The 20,344-nt window shown below is 62.4% G+C and carries 16 protein-coding genes and 1 pseudogene; all 17 read left to right on the plus strand.

Annotated elements, in window-relative coordinates; genetic code table 11:
• Positions 1-260: 260 nt before the first annotated feature.
• The 17 genes and pseudogenes from tssA to LHFGNBLO_RS31815 all read left to right on the plus strand — a co-directional run bounded on the left by tssA (position 261) and on the right by LHFGNBLO_RS31815 (position 20,324).
• On the plus strand, positions 261-1,427 hold the full coding sequence (gene tssA, locus LHFGNBLO_RS31735; RefSeq protein ID WP_258609994.1) for a type VI secretion system protein TssA: 1,167 nt from the start codon (positions 261-263) through the stop codon (positions 1,425-1,427).
• A gap of 6 nt (positions 1,428-1,433) precedes the next feature.
• Positions 1,434-1,970, plus strand: coding sequence for a type VI secretion system contractile sheath small subunit (tssB, locus tag LHFGNBLO_RS31740; protein WP_258603930.1), 537 nt, complete (start codon positions 1,434-1,436; stop codon positions 1,968-1,970).
• A 3-nt stretch (positions 1,971-1,973) separates the two neighbouring features.
• Positions 1,974-3,482 carry a type VI secretion system contractile sheath large subunit gene (tssC, locus tag LHFGNBLO_RS31745; RefSeq protein WP_258603932.1) on the plus strand — a complete coding sequence of 503 codons (1,509 nt, stop codon included), beginning with the start codon at positions 1,974-1,976 and terminating at the stop codon, positions 3,480-3,482.
• Between the two features lie 47 nt (positions 3,483-3,529).
• Positions 3,530-3,985 (plus strand): Hcp family type VI secretion system effector, encoded by a 456-nt coding sequence (locus LHFGNBLO_RS31750; protein ID WP_258603934.1) that lies wholly within the window; start codon positions 3,530-3,532, stop codon positions 3,983-3,985.
• On the plus strand, positions 3,972-4,730 hold the full coding sequence (gene tssE / locus LHFGNBLO_RS31755) for a type VI secretion system baseplate subunit TssE (protein ID WP_258609996.1): 759 nt from the start codon (positions 3,972-3,974) through the stop codon (positions 4,728-4,730). The genes LHFGNBLO_RS31750 and tssE overlap by 14 nt, the downstream gene beginning before the upstream one ends.
• Position 4,731: 1 nt before the next feature.
• Entirely contained in the window at positions 4,732-6,606 is a 1,875-nt protein-coding gene (gene tssF / locus LHFGNBLO_RS31760) for a type VI secretion system baseplate subunit TssF (protein WP_258603936.1), read from the plus strand.
• Positions 6,570-7,622: a type VI secretion system baseplate subunit TssG gene (gene tssG, locus LHFGNBLO_RS31765; RefSeq protein ID WP_258603937.1), complete on the plus strand. Its 1,053-nt coding sequence runs from the start codon at positions 6,570-6,572 to the stop codon at positions 7,620-7,622. Before tssF ends, tssG begins: the two co-directional genes overlap by 37 nt.
• The gene (tagH, locus tag LHFGNBLO_RS31770; protein ID WP_258603938.1) at positions 7,619-9,085 is read left to right on the plus strand and encodes a type VI secretion system-associated FHA domain protein TagH; all 1,467 of its coding nucleotides are present in this window, start codon (positions 7,619-7,621) and stop codon (positions 9,083-9,085) included. The genes tssG and tagH overlap by 4 nt, the downstream gene beginning before the upstream one ends.
• 3 nt (positions 9,086-9,088) lie before the next feature.
• Positions 9,089-9,541, plus strand: coding sequence for a type VI secretion system lipoprotein TssJ (gene tssJ, locus LHFGNBLO_RS31775; RefSeq protein ID WP_258603944.1), 453 nt, complete (start codon positions 9,089-9,091; stop codon positions 9,539-9,541).
• Between the two features lie 39 nt (positions 9,542-9,580).
• Positions 9,581-10,915, plus strand: a complete 1,335-nt coding sequence (gene tssK / locus LHFGNBLO_RS31780) for a type VI secretion system baseplate subunit TssK (protein WP_258603946.1) — start codon at positions 9,581-9,583, stop codon at positions 10,913-10,915.
• A 4-nt stretch (positions 10,916-10,919) separates the two neighbouring features.
• The gene (gene icmH, locus LHFGNBLO_RS31785) at positions 10,920-12,254 is read left to right on the plus strand and encodes a type IVB secretion system protein IcmH/DotU (protein WP_258603948.1); all 1,335 of its coding nucleotides are present in this window, start codon (positions 10,920-10,922) and stop codon (positions 12,252-12,254) included.
• Position 12,255: 1 nt separating this feature from the next.
• Positions 12,256-15,796 (plus strand): annotated as a pseudogene (gene tssM, locus LHFGNBLO_RS31790) (type VI secretion system membrane subunit TssM).
• The gene (gene tagF / locus LHFGNBLO_RS31795) at positions 15,778-16,320 is read left to right on the plus strand and encodes a type VI secretion system-associated protein TagF (protein WP_258603950.1); all 543 of its coding nucleotides are present in this window, start codon (positions 15,778-15,780) and stop codon (positions 16,318-16,320) included. The pseudogene tssM and the gene tagF overlap by 19 nt, the downstream one beginning before the upstream one ends.
• Positions 16,320-17,423 carry a DUF2169 domain-containing protein gene (locus LHFGNBLO_RS31800; RefSeq protein ID WP_258603951.1) on the plus strand — a complete coding sequence of 368 codons (1,104 nt, stop codon included), beginning with the start codon at positions 16,320-16,322 and terminating at the stop codon, positions 17,421-17,423. Before tagF ends, LHFGNBLO_RS31800 begins: the two co-directional genes overlap by 1 nt.
• Positions 17,420-18,442, plus strand: coding sequence for a 3-oxoacyl-ACP synthase (locus LHFGNBLO_RS31805; protein WP_258603955.1), 1,023 nt, complete (start codon positions 17,420-17,422; stop codon positions 18,440-18,442). Before LHFGNBLO_RS31800 ends, LHFGNBLO_RS31805 begins: the two co-directional genes overlap by 4 nt.
• Entirely contained in the window at positions 18,442-19,461 is a 1,020-nt protein-coding gene (locus LHFGNBLO_RS31810) for a DUF4150 domain-containing protein (protein ID WP_258603957.1), read from the plus strand. The genes LHFGNBLO_RS31805 and LHFGNBLO_RS31810 overlap by 1 nt, the downstream gene beginning before the upstream one ends.
• Positions 19,458-20,324: a WD40/YVTN/BNR-like repeat-containing protein gene (locus LHFGNBLO_RS31815; RefSeq protein ID WP_258603959.1), complete on the plus strand. Its 867-nt coding sequence runs from the start codon at positions 19,458-19,460 to the stop codon at positions 20,322-20,324. Before LHFGNBLO_RS31810 ends, LHFGNBLO_RS31815 begins: the two co-directional genes overlap by 4 nt.
• Positions 20,325-20,344: the final 20 nt, after the last annotated feature.

The following is a 20,344-nucleotide window of genomic DNA, read 5'->3' on the forward strand; positions in this document are numbered from 1 at the left end:
GTCTCGATGCCCGATGCAGCCGATACTCTTCCGCTTCATGGACCACCCCGCGCCGCTGGCCGGAAAGAACCACGGAATTGCGCACTTCTATGCGATGCATTTCACATACAGGATCTGGCAATCGCTGCACGGATTTCGGCGAGCAAACCCACTTTGCAAACCTTCCGTTAATTTTGAGCAGCATCTGATTTTGTGATAAGTTGAATCTGTGTGATAAAAGTTGGTCATGCGCGGCCAAGGGCCGGTCGCTGGGGGTAGGTGTGATTGATCTCGCACTCTGGCTGAATCCGCTGGACGGTGAAAACCCGTCAGGGGAGGATTTGCGCAACGATCCGGCCTTCCACGAGCTGGAGCGCCTGACCGAGCCGCAGCTCAAGGTCGTCCACGACGGGCGCAACAAGCCTGCCTCGCAAACTGTCACTCCGGTCGACTGGCCCGCCGTCCTCGACAAGGCGGAGGAGTTGCGTTCGCATGGCCGGGACCTGCGCCTGCTTGTCATTGTCACCCGTGCGCTGGCCAATGAGCAGGGGCTCGCGGGGCTCGCCCAGGGCCTGACCCTTATTGCTCAGACCTTCGATGCGCACTGGGAGACCATGCACCCGGCGCTGCGGCCCAACGCTGCGCCGCGCGAAGCCGCCTTGCGCCGCATCAACGCGTTGCTCGACCTGCAGAATGGCCAGGACGGTTTGTTGGCGAACCTGCGGCAAATGATTTTCTTTGCACCGCGCCCGATCGGCCCGATCAGCGGACGCGATCTGGAACAGGGCGCGCTGGACGACCGGGTCATGCTGCAGGAAGCCGCGTCGGGATTGAACAACGCCGAGAAGGCAGCGCTGGTCAGTGCGCACGGGCAGCTTTTGAACCGGGTGCGCACCGCTTGTGCGGCACAGGCGGATCAGGCCAACGCAGAAATGACGGCGCTCATCGGCGATGCCCAAGCCGCCGTCACGGCGCTCGACGCCGTCGATACAGCGCTGAACGTTCGTCTTGAAGGCAGCGGCGCCACTGTTCCGGAATTGATGCGGTTTCTGCAGCGTTTGCTGACGACCCTCGAACGGTATTCCGCAGCCGAGGCAGCGACGAATGGCGAAGCGAAGCCGGTGCCCACCCCGGCAGATCCGGGACCTCCGGTCCGAAACGGTCATGGAGCCGAGACAATGGCAAGCTACGCGGAACCGAGTGCGGGGCTCCCCGACAGGATCTCCTCGCGCGACGACGTTGTGAAATGCCTCGACCTTGTGGTGGCGTTCTATGACCGCACCGAGCCGTCGAGCCCGATCCCGCATCTCGCCCGCCGGGTGCGGCGGATGGTGCATATGGATTTCGTTGAACTGATGGAAGATCTCGCCCCGTCGGGGCTGAAGGAGTTCCGGCTGCTTGCCGGCGTTCCCGACGCCAAGAAGACCGCCCAGAAGGATGAAAGGTAGCAACACATGCCAGCCGAAAGCAAAGCAAAGGTCATCGAGCGAAATCGCGCACCGCGTGTGCAGATCGCCTACGATGTCGAAACCTACGGCAGCCCGACGACGATCGAACTGCCGTTTGTCATGGGCGTGATGGCCGACCTGTCCGGCGCATCGCAGACCAAGGAAGCGTCGAAGACGGTTCTGGACCGCTCCTTCGTCGAGACCGACGCCAACCGGTTCCCCAAGTTCATGGAGGCGCTCGGACCCCGAGTGAAGGCGCGCGTGAAAAACACGCTGCCGCAGGCAGAAGGTGCTGAGCGCGACGAAGAACTGGCGCTCGATCTCACCTTCACCAAGATGGGCGATTTCGCACCCGACAAGATCGCCGAGCAGGTTCCGCAGCTGGCCGAGATCCTCAAGATGCGGCGCCAGCTGGAGGAGTTGCTCGGCTTCATGGACGGGCGGGTCGATGCCGAAAAACGCATCGCCCAACTGCTGAACAACCAGCCGCTGCTCGGCCAGATCGCCAGCCAGGCGCTGGCCGACGACAAGGGTGAGGAATAAGCCATGGCCGAACAGCAAAAGACCGCAGTAGCAGGGGTCGCCGAGGCCGAAGCCGTCGACCTCGGAGAATTCAGCCAACTGCTGGAGAAGGACTTCAAGGTCAAGAAAGACGACAGCGAGAAGCTGCAGCAATTGGTGCGCAACCTTGCGCTGGCAGCACAATCGCGCTCCGAGACGACGACGATTTCGTCCAACTCGATCAAGTCGATCAAGTCGCTGATCGCCGGCATCGACAAGATGCTGACGACCCAGGTCAACGAGATCATGCACGCGCCGGAAGTGCGGGAAATGGAAGGCACGTGGCGCGGCCTCTGGTATCTCATCAACAACACCGAGACGGATCAGAAGCTGAAGATCCGGGTCATGAACATTTCCAAGGAGCAGCTGGCCGATACGCTCGAAGACTATGAAGGCCAGATGTGGGATCAGAGCCCGATCTTCAAGAAGGTCTACACCGACGAGTATTCGATGCTCGGCGGCGAACCGATCGGCTGCGTGATCGGCGCCTACGAATTCTCGAACCACCCGCGTGACGTCGGCCTGCTGCGCAACGTTTCCGGCATCTGCGCCTCGGCGCACACGCCGTTTATCGCCGCCGCCTCGCCGCGCCTTTTCCGCATGGACAGCTGGCAGGAATTGCCGAACCCGCAAGACCTGCAGCAGATCGTCTCAAACCCGGCCTATGCCTCGTGGCAGTCGCTGCGCGAGAGCGAAGATGCGCGCTACATCGGGCTGACCATGCCACGCGTTCTGGCACGGCTGCCCTATGGCGCCGATACCGTCCCGGTCAAGGGCTTCTCCTTCGAAGAAGAAGTGCAGGGCGACCACCACAAATACGTCTGGATGAATGCCGCCTTCCCGATGGGCGTTAACATAAACCGCAGCCACAAGCTCTATGGCTGGGGCACCCAGATCCGCGGCGTCGAGAATGGCGGCACGGTCCTCAACCTGCCGGTGCACAGCTTCCCGACCGACGACGGGTCGATCGCCATGAAGTGTCCGACCGAAGTCGCCATCGACGACCGGCGCGAGGCGGAACTGGCCAAGCTCGGCCTGATGCCGATCCTGCACCGGAAGAATACCGATCTCGCGGCCTTCATCGGCGCACACTCGCTGCAGGATGACGAGACGCGGGCGGGCCGGTTGGTCGATCCTGATGCCCAGTCCAACGAACGGCTGAGCGCCAACCTGCCCTATCTGTTCCCGGTCTCGCGCTTCGCGCACTACCTCAAGGCGATTGCGCGCGACAAGGTCGGCTCGTTCAAGGAGCGGTCCGACATGCAGATCTGGTTGACCGAGTGGATCAACCGGTACGTGCTGGCCAACCCGGCCTTCGCCGACGACAAGGCGCGCGCCAAGCGCCCGCTTGCCGCCGCGGAGGTTCAGGTCGACAGCGTGGAGGGCCGGCCGGGCTATTACAATGCACGCTTCTATCTGCGCCCGCACTACCAGCTGGAGGGCATCAATGCGTCGCTCCGGCTGGTGTCGGAACTACCATCCGTGAAGACTTGATTTGCAGCAATGACAATTGGTTTTTTTGATAGCGGTGGAGAAAGACAATGGCAGTGAAAATTGACGGTTTTCTCAAGGTTCCGGATATCACGGGTCCAAGCACTCGCGACGGCCATGAGGACGAGATCGAAATCCATGGCGTCGACTACAAGATGGTCGCACCCTATGACCCAAATTCGCTGTCACGCCGCGGTCGCGTGTCCATGGGCATGATCAAGTTCACCAAACACTATGACAAGGCCTCGCCCTATCTGAAAAAGGCGCTGTTCGACAACAAGGCTCTTGACGAGGTGGTGTTCTCGGCACGCCGGACCATCGATGGCGAGACCAGCGATTACCTGGTCGTTACCCTGACCGACGCCTCGATCATGGAATACGACATGTCGCAGGCCGAGGATGAGGAAGACTTGATCCAGGAGGAGGTCAGCTTCGCCTACAAGAAGATCAAGTTCGTCTATGACGGCAATGATGAAGCCGAAATGGATGTCTATGTCGGCAAGTGAGACGCGGGCTAAGCGTCCCGGCACGGAAAAGATACCGGCCGGTGGCAGTTCACGGGCAAGGAGCGAGGCGGTCCAGCCTTCCCTTTGGGATCGCCTCGTCAACGATCTGCCGGGCCTGAGTTCGGAGATAGACGGGTTGAAGCGGGCTCTGCAGGAGGAGCTTGGCGAAGACCGTCTGGAAGAGTTGCTGACGAACGGTTCACGGCTGATCGATGCCGACGCCGTGCTGACCGCCGATCAGAAGCGGCGGTTGCATCGGCTGGCGTTCCAGAACCGGCACCGCGGCGAGCTCGAAAGCCGTGGGATCGTGGTATCGGCCAGCGTGCTTCGCGAGGCGGTGCGGCGCGACATCGAGGCGCTCTTCAACACTGAGCGCTTCGAAGCCGTGCCACTGCTTTCCGACCTTGAAAGCGAACAGATTGGCGACAATCCGCCGTCGCTCGCCGATTTTCCGGAGGTGCGCCGAAGCGTCGTCAACTATGGGGTGCCGTCCTTCTCGGGCCGTTCATCCCGCGACTTCGATCGCGACACCCTGGCGCGCGAGATCCGCGCCGTGCTCGCCACGTTCGAGCCACGCCTCAAGGAGAGCGCGACAAAGGTCACCGTCAACCTTGGCGACAAACTGGGCCTGAAGATCGAGATCGACGCCGTGCTGATCATGACGCCGACGCCCGAACGCATGCGGCTTCGCACCATGATCAATCTCGACAACGGCATGGCGCGAACCGAGTTCAGGGAAGCCTGAGATGGATCGGGTCTTCGTCGAATATTACGAGGAGGAACTGACCCACATCCGCGGACTCGCGGCCGAGTTTGCCGACATGCATCCGGCGGTGGCGCGCAACCTGTCGCTCGATACGGTGCCGTGTCCGGATCCCTATGTCGAGCGGCTGCTCGACGGCGTCGCTTTCCTCGCCGCTCGCACGCGGCAGAAGGTGGATGCCGAGCGCTCGCGGTTTTCACGCAGCATCCTGGATGTCCTCTATCCCGATCTGGTCACGCCGGCGCCAGCGACAGCGATGGCGGTGCTGAAGCCGGGACAGCAGGTCCAAACGATGCTTGCCGGTCATGTCGTCAAACGCGACACGCGGCTGGTTTCCAGCCTGCAAGCCGGCCTGTCGACACGCTGTACATTCACCACCGCCCAGGAGGTGACGCTGTGGCCGATAGCGATCACCTCGGTCAGCTATTTCCAGGACCGCAGCGCGCTTGCCGCCGCCGGAATAGGCCCGATCGGAAAGCAGGGCGGCGAGGCGGCGTTGCGCATCACGCTGGCGCGAACCGGAAAAGGCAAGCTTGACGAAGTGGGGCTCGATCGGCTCGATCTGTATTTCGCCAATCGCACCAAAGCGCCGCTTTTGTTCGACGCGATTTTCGGCGCCTGCTCGGCGCTCGGCGCACGAGCGGAAGGCAAGACCAATCCACTGTCGCCTTTGCCGGCGCCCGAAATGGTCGGCATCAGCGATGCCGAGGCGCTGATGCCGCGCACGCGTCCGACATTCGAAGGCTACCGCCTGCTGCGCGAATATTTCATGATGCCCGAGCGCTTCCACTATGTGCGCGTTCTGGGCCTGCAGCCGGTCGTGCGCAAATGCCAGGCCGGGCTCGAAATCGTCTTTTTGTTCCGGCGTCCCGTGCCGGAACTTTCCGACCTGACGCCGGCGGATTTCGAACTTTTCGCGACGCCGATCATCAATCTCTTCGAGCGTGAGTGCAATATCATCGAGCTCGATCCGCGCAAGACGCGGCAAGTGCTGCACGCCGATCGCACGCGGGCGCGAGACTTTGAAATCTACCGAGTCATCCGTGTCGAGGACGCCGACGCCGAAGGTCCCGACGCCGAGATACCGGAACTCTTCAGCCTCGGACAAAACCGCGGCAGCGGCTGGGTGTATTCGACGGAACGGCGTCCGCGCCGTCCGACGGAGGATGAACGACGCCAGGGCGTGACCCGCACCTCATACACCGGCGACGACGTGTTCCTTGCCGTTTCGCGACCGGTTGGCAGCAACGCAAGCCGACCGCTCAAGCGCGTCGACATCATCGCGCTTTGCACCAATCGTGACCTGCCTATACTCGACGACGCGCCGACCTTGACGCTGGAGGCAGGCGATCCGGTGGATTCGATCAGGCTTCTTGGCGCGTTGCGTCCGCCCCAGCCGGCCATCCCGGCGGCGCTGCCGGCGAGTGCCGAGGGCGAGTCCCGCGCCGACGATCTGGCCTGGCGGCTGGTATCGCAGCTGGCGCTCAACTTCCTCAGCCTTGCCAAGGAGGGTCGCGGCGTCGATCCGCTGCACGCGCTGCTCGATCTCTATGCCGATCGCGGCGATCCCGGGCTCGCGCGCAATGTGCGCTCGATCGTGCGCATCGACTCGCGGGCGGTGATCGAAAGGCTGGCGATCGAGGGGCCGATGTGCTTCGGGCGCGGTACGGAGGTGACACTGCATGTGGACCAGTCGGTGCTGGCCGGGCAAAGCACATTGCTGCTTTCCGGCTTGCTCGCGCGGCTGTTTGCCCGCCATGCCGGAATAAACGGGTTCGTGCGGACCCGCACGCGCTTGCTCCAGAAACAGGAGGATGTGCCATGGCCGATGACGCCCGGCAATCGCTACCTGATCTAGAGAAAGCCGAAGCGCTGTCCGCAGCGTTCGACTTTTTCGAACTGATGCGCCAGCTCGAACGGCGGGGCGGCCAGTTCGGCCATTCCGGCCGGCCGGATCGCGAACCGGCAAGGCTCGGCCAGCATGTGCGTCTGGCCTTTTCCGTCCAGGACGTGGTTGAATTCCTTGAACCGACGGACAAGGCGCCGGCCCGGGTCACGGTTGCGAATCTTGGCCTGCTGGGGCCCGAAGGCCCGATGCCGCTGCATCTGACACGCTGGGTGCTCGATCGCCTGTCGCAACGATGGTATGCGGGTGCCGATGCCCTGCAGACGAGCGACACGACATTCGTCGACTTCGTCAATATCCTTCAGCACCGCATGATCGCGCTGTTCTATCGCGCCTGGGCGGATGCCCATCCGGCGGTCCAGGTCGAACGCGCGGTCGGCGGCCGCGTCCGCTCCATGCTGGAGGCCATGGCCGGCATCGGACTTCCAGGCACCCAGAATGCCGAGCTTGACGTGGTGAAGCTTCGCCAGGCCGCATCGCTTGCCAGCCAGGTCGACGGTCCCGAACGGCTGACCCTGTTCCTGGCGGAAGCCTTCAAGGTGCCGGTCGCGCTCAAGGAGTTCGTCGCAGCCTGGATGACCGTACCCGTGGCACTGCAGACCCGTCTCGCGGGGGCTTACGCCTCACTTGGCCGCAGCGCGACGATCGGCCCAAGAAGCTTCACCCGGCAAAGCAGGATCGAACTTCGCATCGGCCCGCTCGGATACAAGGACTACAAGGCTTTCCTGCCGGGTGGCGAGCGCTTGAAGCTGTTGAAGCAGGCCGTGCGCGACCTGGTTGGAGAAACGCTCGACGTCGATCTGCGGATCGTGCTCGCCGGCGAGGCCGTGCCGCCGGCCAGGATCGGAACGGTACAGCTTGCCCGTACAACCTGGCTTGCGCGGCCCGCTGAAAGGGGCGATGCTGACGATATGCGGCTGCGGACCATCGTCGGTTGGCGGCCGGAAACGGCGGGAGTGGCGGCATGAGCTTGCTACTGACGCTCGAGCAAGGACCGCGCGCGCAAGCGATGCGAGAAGCTCGGCTGGACGAGGGTGAGTTGGTGATCGGCCGCAGCTCCGACGCGGATTGGCAGATCAACGACCCCGACATGTTCGTTTCACGCGCCCACTGCAAGATCACTTGCAAGCAGGATGGATATTTCGTCACCGACACCTCGAGCAGCGGGCTGTTCATAGACGATTCCGACAGTCCGCTTGGGGCAGGAAATTCGGCGCGCTTGCGAAGCGGCATGCGGCTGAAACTGGGCGACTATGTCGTCTGGGTCGATCTGCAAACAGCAGCGGTCCAACCGTCAGCATCCAAACCATCGGCCGCGGAAATGCCGGCGGCGTCACGGGCGCCGATCAGTATCGGCCGCGACGATTTCTTTTCGGTAGCGACCGAAGAAGAGCCTGGGCGTCCGCGCCCCGCCGACCTGCCCAATCCGTTCGAGCAGCCCATTCCCGGCGCGTTTGAACGCGCGCGGTCCGACGAACGCAGTTCGCCGGCGTTCGACGATCCATTCAGCCTCGACCCGGTGGCAACGCCTGCCGCCAATGCAAACATTGACGACGGCGGTCGCGGCAAGCCGGTCTTCGACGATCCTTTCGGCTTCGATCACGCCACTCCAGAGTCGAAGGCGGTGGGCAGACCTGCCCCCGACAAGCCGCCGGCATTCGATGACGGTTTTGGCTTCGGTCCTGCCGAAGCACCTGCCCCAGCCAAGCGCACTGATGCCGCCGGGAAGGGCGAAATCGCCACCGAGGCGCCCTCTCCCGCACCTTGGGATTTGCCCGACCGCAAGGTCGAACCGCCTCCTTTGCCACCGCAACGCGCCGCTGCCAAACCCGGTGCGGCGCGACCGCCGGCGGGACAATCCGATGCGGCGCTGCGCGCGGCATTCCTGCGCGGGATGGGTATCGACGAAGCCGACTTTCCGGGCCGCGATCCGGTGACCGAGATGGAGAAGTTCGGTCGCGAATATCGCATGATGATGGAAGGCCTGATGCAGCTTCTGCGCAAACGCGCCGAAGAGAAGGGCAATGCGCGCGTCGCGCAAACCGTGGTTGGCGCATCCGACGTCAATCCGCTCAAATTCCTGCCGTCGGTCGACGATGCCCTGGTGACCATCCTGGCGGATCGCAGCCCCGGATTTCTTGGCGCCGAAGCGGCGATCGCGGACGCTGTGCGCGATCTCGCGCAACATCATGTTCGCGCCTGGCGCGGTGTGCAGGGGGCGCTACGACGGATGATCGACCGCTTTGACCCAGCGGCGATCGAGGAGGAGCTGAAATCGAGTTCGGCGATCGGCACGTTGCTGACCGGCGGACGCGGGGCCAAGCTCTGGGAACTCTACCAAAAACGGCACCGCGAAATCGCCCAAAGCGCCGAAACGCGCTTCCTGGGTGAAATCGGCACTGATTTCCGAGATGCATATGAGGAGGAGTGAGATATGATCCATAGACGCGAATTCATCATCGCCCTGGGCGCAACAGGACTGGTTTCAGCCTGCCAAAGCGGCCCGCCAAAACCGTCCGTGATTACGGTCAACGTGGCCGGCGGGGCGGGCATGAATCCCGGACCGGACGGCGGCGACAGGCCGGTGACGGTCCTCATCATGCGACTGAAAAGCACCGGCAAGTTCAATTCGGCGGACTACTTCGCCCTGCAAGGGGATGCCGGCTCGGCGCTTGGCGGCGATCTCATCGGATCCGACCAGGTCGCCGTCGCGCCCGGCAAGAGCGCGTCGAAGACCATCACAGTTGAACCGGAAGCAACAGCGCTTGGCTTCGTTGCCCTGATCCGGGAGCCCGGCGGACGAAGCTGGCGCACGACCAAGTCGGTTTCGGCGGGATCGACATTCACCGTCAATGTGACGCTTGGCAGCGGCGGCATTTCCGCCTAGCGCGGCCGAAGCGAGGGATACGATGCAAAGAGTGGCGGCATGAGCGATGCAAACAGAGTGCTGTGGTCGGAGGGCCTGTTCCTCCGGACCCAGCATTTCCAGCAACAGGATCGCTTTTTCGAAGCGACAGTACGCGGCGCGTTGCAGGCCGGGCAGCTGCATACGTTCGGCTTTCGAACACTGACGCTGGACCCGGCATTGCTCGACGCCGGCCAGATCTCCGTGCTGACTGCGCGCGGTATCTTTCCCGATGGAACTCCGTTCGCGATCCCCGACACGATGGACGCTCCCCGGCCGCTTGCCATAACGCCTGACATGGGCGAGGGACCGGTGCTAATCGCCCTGCCGCTTGAGCCTCCCGAAGGCGTCGGTTTCGACCCCGCCCATGCCGAGCCGTCGGGCGCACGCTATCGCGGACGGATCGTGTCGGTCCGCGATGCCGTGCATGGCGGCTCCGATCCCGAGGAGATCGAGATTGCGCGGCCGCAAGCACAATTGCTGGCGCCCGGCAAAACGGTTGGCGGCTACACCGCGCTGCCTGTCGCCGAGATCAAGGGCGTTCGCGCCGATGGCGGTGTTGCGCTCGACGACACGTTCCTGCCGCCGACCTTGGTCATCGGTGCGGCGTCCTGGTACAGCCGGCTGCTTCAGGAAGTGGTCACCGGTCTCGATCAGATCGCCGAGGCGCATGGCAAGATGGTGCTGGGCGGCCCGGGACGCAGTGTCGAAGACCTGCTGATACTCAATCTGGTCAATGGCGCGCGGCCGCGGCTGGCTCACATGCTCGCGCAGGACGTCTACCATCCGTCCGAGCTCTATATGGAGCTTGCCGGTCTCGCCGGTTCGATGGCGACCTATGGCTCGAGCGCGCGGCGCCTGGGTGAATTGCCTGCCTACGATCATATGGCGCCGGGCCCTGCCTATTCGGCGCTGGCGGATGCGCTGCGCTCGCTGATCCTCAGCCTGCGCTACATCGAGCCGAAGTCCCGCGCCTTGCCGGTCATGCGGCATGCCACCAATGTCTGGAAGATCCGCATCGACAACCCCAAGCTCCTGGTGGCCAGCCGGATCGTCGTGCGGATCGGATCCGAGCTGTCGGAGGATGCGTTGCGCAAGATATTCGTCAACCAGGCGACCGTCGGCTCGGCCAGCGAATTCGAGGGGCTGTGGAAGTCGCGTCTGCCTGGCATCCCGCTGAAGCCACTGCACTCGCAACCACGCGAAATTCCCTATGATGGCGACCGGCTTTGCCTTGAACTCGACCAGAAAAGCGAGCACTGGGCCTCGCTTCTCGAAGCGCCCGGTTTTGTGATCGGCGTTTCGGGTATCTTGCCGAGCGAACCGCAGGTCGATTGCTACTCGGTCAACAGGTGACATGATGAGCCGCGACGATCCTTTCGGACTGTCCGAGGATCGCGAGCGTACGCGCATACGCCTCAGCGGAGCGCCGACGCCGCGGGCGATGCCGCTGCCGCCGTCGGGCGCTTTTGCGAAACGCTCGCGCGCGCACCCGAACGTGCTTGTCAACGCTTTCTCGCCTTTGCTGGAATTTGCGCCCGAAATGGAAAACGCGCAGCAACCGGAGAACCCGGAAGCGCTGCGTACAAGGTTGCTCTCCGAGCTTGTGCGATGCCGCGACGCCACCATGGCAGCGGGCTGCTCGCTTGAACGAGCCGACCAGGCGGCCTGGCTGGTGGCCGCACTTCTCGATGACCTTGCGCTGAATACACCCTGGGGCGGCGCCAGCGCATGGCCGCGCCAGCCGCTGGTGGTCATGCTGCGCGGCGACGTCGATGCCGGTGCGCAGTTCTTCGCGCGTCTCGAAGAGCTGGAGCGTCATCCGAACCGGGATCGCGAGATGCTGGAGTTGCAGTACCATTGCTTGGCGCTCGGCTTTCGCGGCAAATATCGCGTACCCGGCCGTTCCGGCGACCGCTCGCTCAATGCCGTTCGCGTGGCGGCAGCACGTTTCCTGCGCGATACCGACGCGGAAGGGGCGCCGCTGTCGCCAAACTGGAAGGGCGTGATCGCCTCCGACGAACCGCAGCGCTTCATCGTTCCGATCTGGGTGATGGCGGTGGCCGCGGTGGTGATCGCCACCGCAATCCACATCGGGCTGTCGATGGGCCTGAGCAGCCAGGCGGTGGAGCTTTCGGCGCTGGTACGCGCATTGCCGCCGCCCAATCGCGCCGAGATCACCCGCGCCGCGCCGAAGGCGGAGCCGGCACCACTTCAAACACCACCCGAAACCGTGGATTTCGCACTGCTGCCGGAATTCCAGGCGGCCGCACCTTCCCATCTGCGGCAAGCTCTCAAGGGCACCGAGAGCGTCTCGCTGGCCAAATTGTTCGTTCAGGCCTCCAACCCGGAACTTTTCCAATCGTCGCGCGCGCAGCTGACGGAAGGGTTCGAGCCGCTCATCGCTTCGATCGCCAAGGTGATCCTCGATAACCAGGAGCTGATCGGCAACATCACGGTGGTCGGTCATACCGACGGCATTCCCCTGCAAAGGACCAATCCACTGTCCACCAATCAGCGATTGTCGGAAGCCCGCGCTGCTGCCATCGCCGATCTTCTGATCCAGAACGGCGTGCCGCAGGACCGCGTCCGATCCGAAGGTCGGGCCGCCACCGATCCGGTAGCCGACGACGGCACGCGCGAAGGCCGGGCATTGAACCGCCGCGTCGAAGTGCTGGTCGAGAAGAGGCTGTGACATGTTCATCCTGCGCTTCCTCTGGGCGGTTCTGACATCTCGCTTCCTGTGGACGCTGATCGGCCTGACGCTGCTTTCGCTGATCATCTGGGTGTTCGGTCCGATCGTCAGGGTCGGCGCCTCCGAGCCCTTTGCATCGGAGACGGTGCGCATCGTCATTATTGCGCTGCTGGTCATCTTCTGGCTGATCTGGCTGATCGTCGCGCAGCGCCGGGCAATCCGCGCCAACCGGATGTTCGTCGCTGAAATCTCCGCCCCGGTAGAGGAAAAGCGGCTCAGCCCCGGCGAGGAGAACGTCGCCGCGGTCGGCGCCAAATTCCAGGACGTGATGGTCGAACTGAAGCGTCGCAAACTCGGCGGACGCAAATTCCTGCGCGAAATGCCGTGGTATGTGATCGTCGGTCCGCCGGCCACGGGCAAGACGACGGCATTGCGGCAATCCGGGCTCAACTTTCCCATCGACTTGACCGACGATCTCCAGGGTGTCGGCGGTACGCGCAACTGCGACTGGTTCTTCTCCGAACACGCGGTGCTGATCGACACTGCGGGCCGCTATGTCCAGCAGGAGAGCCAGCCGGACGTCGACGCCGCAGAATGGCTGGGCTTTCTCGACCTGTTGAAGAAGCATCGAGGCCGCCGCGCGCTCAACGGCGTCATCGTCGCGCTTTCGATCGATGCCTTGTCCGAGGGCGACGAAGCCATCAAGGCACATGGCCGCAAGATCCGCAGGCGGCTGGCCGAACTCGAGGAGCGGCTCGAAATCCGCCTGCCGGTCTATCTGATGCTGACCAAGGCTGACCTCATCAAGGGGTTCGAAGCCTTCTTCGGCGGTCTGTCGACGACCGCGCGCGAACAGGTATGGGGTACGACCTTCGCGCTCGACGCGCGTGTCGACGCCGCGACGATTGCTCGCGAAATCTCGACCCTTTCGACCGAACTCGAACGACGGCTGGTGCCGCGGCTGGAGGATGAAGACAAGCTTGCCGAACGCGCCGAGATATTCCGATTTCCGGCTCAGTTGCAAAGCCTGTCCGAACCGATCCAGGTGCTGGTAGAGGCGATGTTCGGCGAGAGCCGCTACGAGGAGGCCGCCTGGCTGCGCGGCCTCTATCTGACCTCGGCGACCCAGGAAGGCGCGCCGATCGACCGGCTGACCGCGGCACTCGCCTCTTCCTTCGGACTGCCGGCGCGACGGTCGATGCCCGCGCAGCGCTTCGAAAAACGCAGTTTCTTCCTGAAGAACCTTTTGACCGAGGTGATTTTCAAGGAGGCGGGACTTGGTACGTTCGACCCGCTGGCGCAGCGTCGCCGCGCCTGGATCTGGCGTGGTGCGGCGGCGGCATGTGCCACGGCTGCCGTATTGGCCGGCGCGGTGTTCACCTGGTCTTACTTTGACAACCGCAATGCGATCACAGCCCAGGCAAGCCAGTTCGTGGAGTTGCAGGCACCGCTGACCGCGGCAGCCGCAAATCCGGCGTCGGTGGAGCAGCCTGCGATCGACGGCGCTCTCACGGCGATGGCCGAGGTCGCAAATGCCAGAACGGCACCGCCGAGCAGTGGGCAGGATCTGCTTGGGCCATCGGCCTCGGCGGAACTCCTGCGGTCGCAGGCCGATACCTATGACCGCGCGCTGCGCAACGTGCTCGAGCCGCGCATGGTTGCGCTGCTCGAGGCAACCATGTGGCGGCAGATCCGCGATCCGGACTTCATGCTCGGCGCACTCAAGACCTACCGCATGATGACGGGCCTGTCGCAGATGGATCCCGATTTCGTGCAGAATTGGTGGGTGAACGATCTGCCCGAATTCGCGCCGGCGGCACCATTTCCAACCGCCGACGCGGAGGAGCATCAGCTTGCCGCGATCCGCCGCATGGCGGTCGATGACAGCTACACAGCGCCTGACCAGGCGCTGGTTGCCGAAGCGTTGAAAACGGTTTGCACGATTTCCCTGCCGGCGCGCGCCTACAAGCAACTGCTCGCCGACCCGGCGGTCGCCGAGTTGAAGGAGTGGGTCCCCGCGAATTTCGCCGGTCCGAACGGCTCCAAGGTGTTTGCCCGGCAATCCGACAAGACGCTGCGCACCGGAATCTCCGGTGCGTTCACCTATGCTGGTTTCCACGACGCCATCCTCGACCGGGTCGAGGATGTCGCCGCCCAGGCAGCACTCGACCGCGCGGTCTTTGCCGGCGGCTGTTCGGAAAATTCCGAGACCTCGGTCCCGGCGCTCTCCGAGGATATTCTGAAACTTTATTACGAGGACTACATCGCGCAGTGGGACAGCTTCCTGCGCGACATGAGGCTGGCGCCACTGAGCGACCTCAACGTTGCAAGCGAGAACCTGAAGGACCTTTCCAGCGCCGATTCCGCGCTGAAGCGGCTGGTGACGGCAGTCGTTCAGGAGACGGAGCTTACCCGATCGGATGAGGAGCCTGAAGGTGACGACAAGGCCAAGAAAAAGGGCGGGTCGAAGCTGCTCAGCAAGCTTGGCAAGGTCGGCAAGCTGGTAAAAACAGGCGCAAAACTGTTACCGCGCGCCGGCGGCGCCGACGCAGTGGACCTTACCGGCACTCTGGTGGCCGAACACTTCAAACCGCTCAAGGGCGCTATCGCCGAGGTCGACGGTCAGCCGCCGGCGCTGGACGCCGCGGTCGTGGCGCTGACGGCGCTGTCCAATGTGTTGCAGACTGTCACCGCCAACCCCGACCCTCAGGACGCCATCAAGAAACAGGGCGGCCTTGCCGAACTGACGGGAGCCGTTGCACGACAGGCGCAGATATTGCCCGATCCGATCGACGACTGGCTGGGCGGCATCGCCGGCGACACCAGCGGCCTGACGCAGAAGGCAGTAGCCTCCGAGCTCAACGCCATCTGGCGCGCCGACATCCTGCCCTTCTGCCAGGCAGCGCTCAACGACCGCTATCCGTTCAGTCCCGACAGCGCCGTCGACGTCAATGTCCGCGACTTCGCCCGCCTGTTCGGACCGGCCGGGATGATCGACTCCTTCATTAACGACCAACCTGATCAGCTATGTTGACACCTCGGCCCAGCCGTGGAAATGGCGCGCCGATTTCGGTCTGGACCCGTCCGCGCTTGCCGCCTTCGAGCAGGCCAGGCGGATCCGCGACGATCTGTTTCCCGGCGGTACCGGCCCGGTGATGAGCTTTACGCTCGAACCGAAGGACCTGTCTCCGAACGTCACGCGCGTGACGCTCAATCTGGATGGCCAGAACCTCGTCTACTTCAACAACGCGACGCGGCCGCAGCCGATGACCTGGCCCGGCAAGGACGGCACCGGCGTCATCTCGCTCGCCTTCCAGCCGATCGACGGCTCACCCGAAGTCATGCTCAACGAGACCGGCAGCTGGGCCTGGCTGAGGATGTTGCGCGGCGGTCGTTTCACCGGCACTTCGCTCACCGATGTCTTCAGCCTGCGATTGGGGACGAAGGGCCTTTACGCCGATTTCCAGTTGCGCGCCGCAAGCGTCGAGAATCCCTACAACCTCCAGATGTTCAAGAAGTTCTCATGTCCGCCGCAGATATGATCCTGCCTGGCTTCTACGGCAAAATGCCCGCCACCGGCGATTTCGTCACGCGGCGGCTGCCAGGAGACTTCGTGCGCATCTGGGACCGCTGGCTGGCGGAGCATATCGTCCCGCTGTTCGGCCAGAAATTCTGGCCGCCCGCCACCGCGCTGCGCTTTCTGGCCGGTCCGAATTCCTTCGGTGCGTCGGCAGGCATCATCCTGCAGAGTGCCGACAGAGTTGGCCGGCAATTCCCCTTGAGCGTCGTCGCACAGCTTCCTGAAGCACCCGTCAAGCTGGCCTACGCCGAGGCGTGGTTTTCCAGCATCGAGGAAGCGGCCATCGCCGCCCAGCACGGCGAACTGACGCCGGACGATCTGGACGCCGCACTTACCACACTGCCGGTGCCGACTATCGAGCCGGGTGAAGAGCTGATCAGCGACATGGTGATGTGGACTGCGTACTCCGACATTTTCGATATCGATCCGCAGTCGCCGCAAGCGACGGTGGAACAAATCCTCGCCGCCAGCTGGGAGACCAGCTGATGCAGATCTGGAACCAGATGGGCTATCCGCACCAATTCACCATGGGCATGGACAAGTCCGGCCATGAGTGGATCGTCGTGGTGGTCAAAGGCACATTCGACTTTCCCGCGACGCCCGGCGGACCGGTGCAAAAATCAGCGGAGCAGGTACCGCTGGTCATGGCCGACACACAGACCGGTGAACCCGGCTATTCCGCCACATTGTGGGAAACCGATTTTGCCTTCCGCAAACCGCGTTGTGACGTCATCGCCAATGGCTTTGCCTACGCGCCAAATGGCAGACCAGCCGAGCGCGTGCCGGTCGGCATCAAGGTCGGCAATTGGTCGAAACTGTTCGAGGTCGTCGGCCACCGCGAATGGCGCGCCATCGGGCCAATGTTTACCGCCACGGCGCCACAGCCTTTCCTGCGCCTGCCGATCTCCTATGACGTCGCGTGGGGTGGCGTCGACAGACTGGATCCGGAAGACAAGCTGCCGGGAAGTTACAAATACAACCCGGTCGGCACCGGCTGGTCGCGCACCAGGAACCAGAGGCTAATCCCAGGCCTGCGCCTGCCCAACACCCAGGCGGTTGGCGACGAAGTCCGCTCGCCCTTCGGCGACTACAAGCCGATGAGTTTCGGGCCGATGGGCCGCGGCTGGCCCGGCCGGATTGAGTATGGTGGCACCTATGACGACAACTGGGTGAAGAACATCTTTCCGTTCCTGCCGCCGGACTTCGACGAACGTTATTTCCAGATGGCGCCAGCCGATCAGCAGATCGACCTGCCGCGCGGCGGCGAGGAGGTGCAACTGGTTAATCTGACGCCCGAGGGGCGGGTGAGTTTCAGGTTGCCGGACACCGCGCTGCCGATGACGCTGTTCAAGGGTCGCGAGAAAGCGTTTGAGGGAAAAATTGTCGCCGACACGATCCTTTTCGATCCGGAAAACCGGCGCTTCTCATTGGTGTGGCGCGTGTCTAAGCGCATTCACAAAACCATCCTCGATTTCAGCGAATGTTGGGTCGGCCCGCCAACAGAATCGATGCTACGGGCGCGGGCCACCGGACGGATGTATATCCGCGCCAACGGCACCGCGCCGGAAACGGAGGGGGCGGAGGCATGAGCGCCAGCCTTGATATCATCTCGATCGGCATGGTCACAGCCGTCGGCCTTGATGCGTTATCGGCATGTGCGGCGATGCGGGCCAGGTTGGATGGATTTCAGGAGACTCGTTTTGTGTTGCCGAACGACGGCCGTCTGATCGGAGCCCCTGTGCCTTTGCCGCGGAATTGGATCGGCGAAAAGCGGATGGCTCACCTCGCCGCCGGGTCCATCGCCGAGGCGTTCGACGCGGTTCCAGAGGCGCGCGGCCAAACGGCGCTGATCCTCTGCCTGGCAGAGGAGAACAGGCCAGGCCGACCGGTTACCAATCCAGCAGCCCTGCTCGCCCGCATTGCTGAAATCGTGGAGGTCAAGCCTCACGCACGATCGCGTGTCGTCGCACATGGTCGTCCCTCCGGACACGTCGCGCTTGATCATGCACGGCGGCTTCTTGCCTCGGAAGAGGTCCCTTATGTGATGATTGCGGGGGTAGACAGCTATCTGACCTCGCAATCGGTCGCCCATTACCTCAATAATAACCGCATCCTCACTCCCGGAAATCCAAACGGATTCATTCCGGGCGAGGCCGCCGCTGCGGTTCTCTGCAGCCGAACCGGCAGCCAAGGGCTGCGGTTGTTTGGGGTTGGTCTTTCGCGGGAAAATGCGACAATTTACAATAGCCAAGACCTACCACTGCGCGGCGATGGAATGACCGTGGCCTATCACGCGGCATTGCGGGAGACCGGGATCGAACTGAATCGCCTCGGTTATCGCATTGCCGATTTTATTGGCGAGCAATACTGGTTCAAGCAGAGCGCGCTTGCCAATTTGCGGTTGGTCAGAAACGGACGCGATTTTCAGGACGTTTGGTCACCAGGTGAATCGTTGGGCAATGTCGGCGCAGCTGTGGGGCCGTTGATGCTTGGGATGGCCAAGATGGCCGCACAGAAAGGTTATGCCGCCGGCAATTCTGTGCTGATTGAAGCATCTAATGACGCGGGCGCCTGTGGAGCGGCGGTGCTTGCTACAAGGGCAGCTTGATGGCGAACGTGTTCGCAAATGGGTTGGAAATCTCTGGCAAGTCAGTCGATGCAAAGACGATTGCCGCCTTTCCCGATGTTTGCTTCACCCCGCCTGAGAATCCAGCGACACCACCCGGCGTCCCAATCCCTTATCCCAGCTTCGGCATGGCTTCCGACACCGAGCAAGGAACAGGCACCGTTTTTATCGGCGGCAAGACAGTCAATATCAAGAACAAGTCCGACCTGTCAAAAACGTCGGGAACCGAAGCAGGTTGCGCCGCCAAGAAAGGCGTCATCACCTCAAAGAATACGGGCAAGGAGTATTTCAACTCTTGGTCAGGCGATGTGAAGTTTGACGGCGAGCCGGTCATTAGAATGACCGATCTCGCTACAAACAATCACGCATCGCCACCCGGGAACACGGTCACCTGGCCGCATATCGCCCAGATAAAGCCGAACAACATCGACTGCCAGTCGTTGCTCAACGAATTCAAGATCACGCTTCACAAGCATTCCGAGAAGTCAGAAAACTGCGGGTGGACGAAGGAAAACCAGAACGAATCTGAACACATGTTTCAGAACGCGCTGGCGCAAAACAAGCGGGGCGGCGCGCCACGGTCCATCGAGGGAATGGGTAACTACAGCGCGGGCGGCGCTCCGTGCCTTTGCATGAAAGGCCCGGCAGCCGATGACGATACGCCGCATGGCAAGAAAACCCGCAGGCAGGAGAAGTTCGCCGAGTCCTGCATTATTCGCGACGCGGCGGGCAACAAGGTTGGCGAAAAGCGTCCGAAGGTGAAGGATGCTGTTGCTTCGGAATTAAGCTCCATTCGAGAGTTTGACGAGACAATCAGCAAGATCGAAGACAAGAAAAAGCAAGACGACGTAATGACCTGTCTCGAAGCCGTGATCTACGACTATCTGGAGCGCTGCACCGGCAAAAAAAAGGAAGAGATTGCCGAACAACAATGCCGCGTGCCGGGCGGCGACAAGATACCGAGGACGTCCACGCCAGATATTGGAGAAGTTGGAGTATGACCGACGATACCGAACGCTATATCAGCCCGGAAGGGTTCACCGTCGACTGCACCTTGGTTCAAGCGGATAAAGGTACCGGCGTCTGGAATCTGATTGTTCAGATGGACGAAGGCCGCGAAGAAAAGCGGAGTCAAATCTTCCATACGCCGTCTGCCGCCGATGTGGAGCCGGTAATACTTCTCGACACCCACACATGGATCAGCTCCTTCTGGGTAGCTCCGTCGCGAACAATCTATGCATGTGACGGATTCAGCCTGTGGCGAGGATCCAACAACCAGTTCACCCAACAGCGCTTGTCTGACCGGATGATCTTCAAGGTTTGGGGGCTTGACGAGGCAACTGTATTTGTCCTCGGCGAGGAGGGTCTCGTCCTGCGTTCTCGCGGTGAGGCCTGGGAACAAATCTCGATACCGGATACAGTTCGTCTCTCGAACATCCACGGACTTTCGAGCAAGGAAATATTCGCAGTCGGCGAACGAGGTGCTTTCTGGCAATTGACGGGCGACATCTGGACGCAGATCGACATCAATACGAATGCGAATCTTCTGGGCGTGTACGTCGACGGCCCCGGCAGAGTCTATGTTTGCGGCGAAAACGGCATCTGCTTTCGCTACGAGTCGGGATCGATCGTCACCTTTGTAACGCAGCCCCGTAGGTATACAAGCGTGGTTCGTTTTCGTGACAACATCTACTTTGGCGCGTCAGGGCAAGGCGTGGATATTCTCCAAGGGCAAGAGGTCATTCCATTCAAGCCAAACGTCTTTGGCCAGCGCTTATCCGCTGGCGATAACCTTTGGTCATGTGGGCACAACGCATTTTTTCGGTTTGATGGAAATGGCTGGTATAGAAAGTCATTCAAATAGGTTGTGACGATAGGCCCGCA

The organism is Mesorhizobium sp. AR10 (assembly GCF_024746795.1).
Classification (GTDB): Bacteria; Pseudomonadota; Alphaproteobacteria; order Rhizobiales; family Rhizobiaceae; genus Mesorhizobium.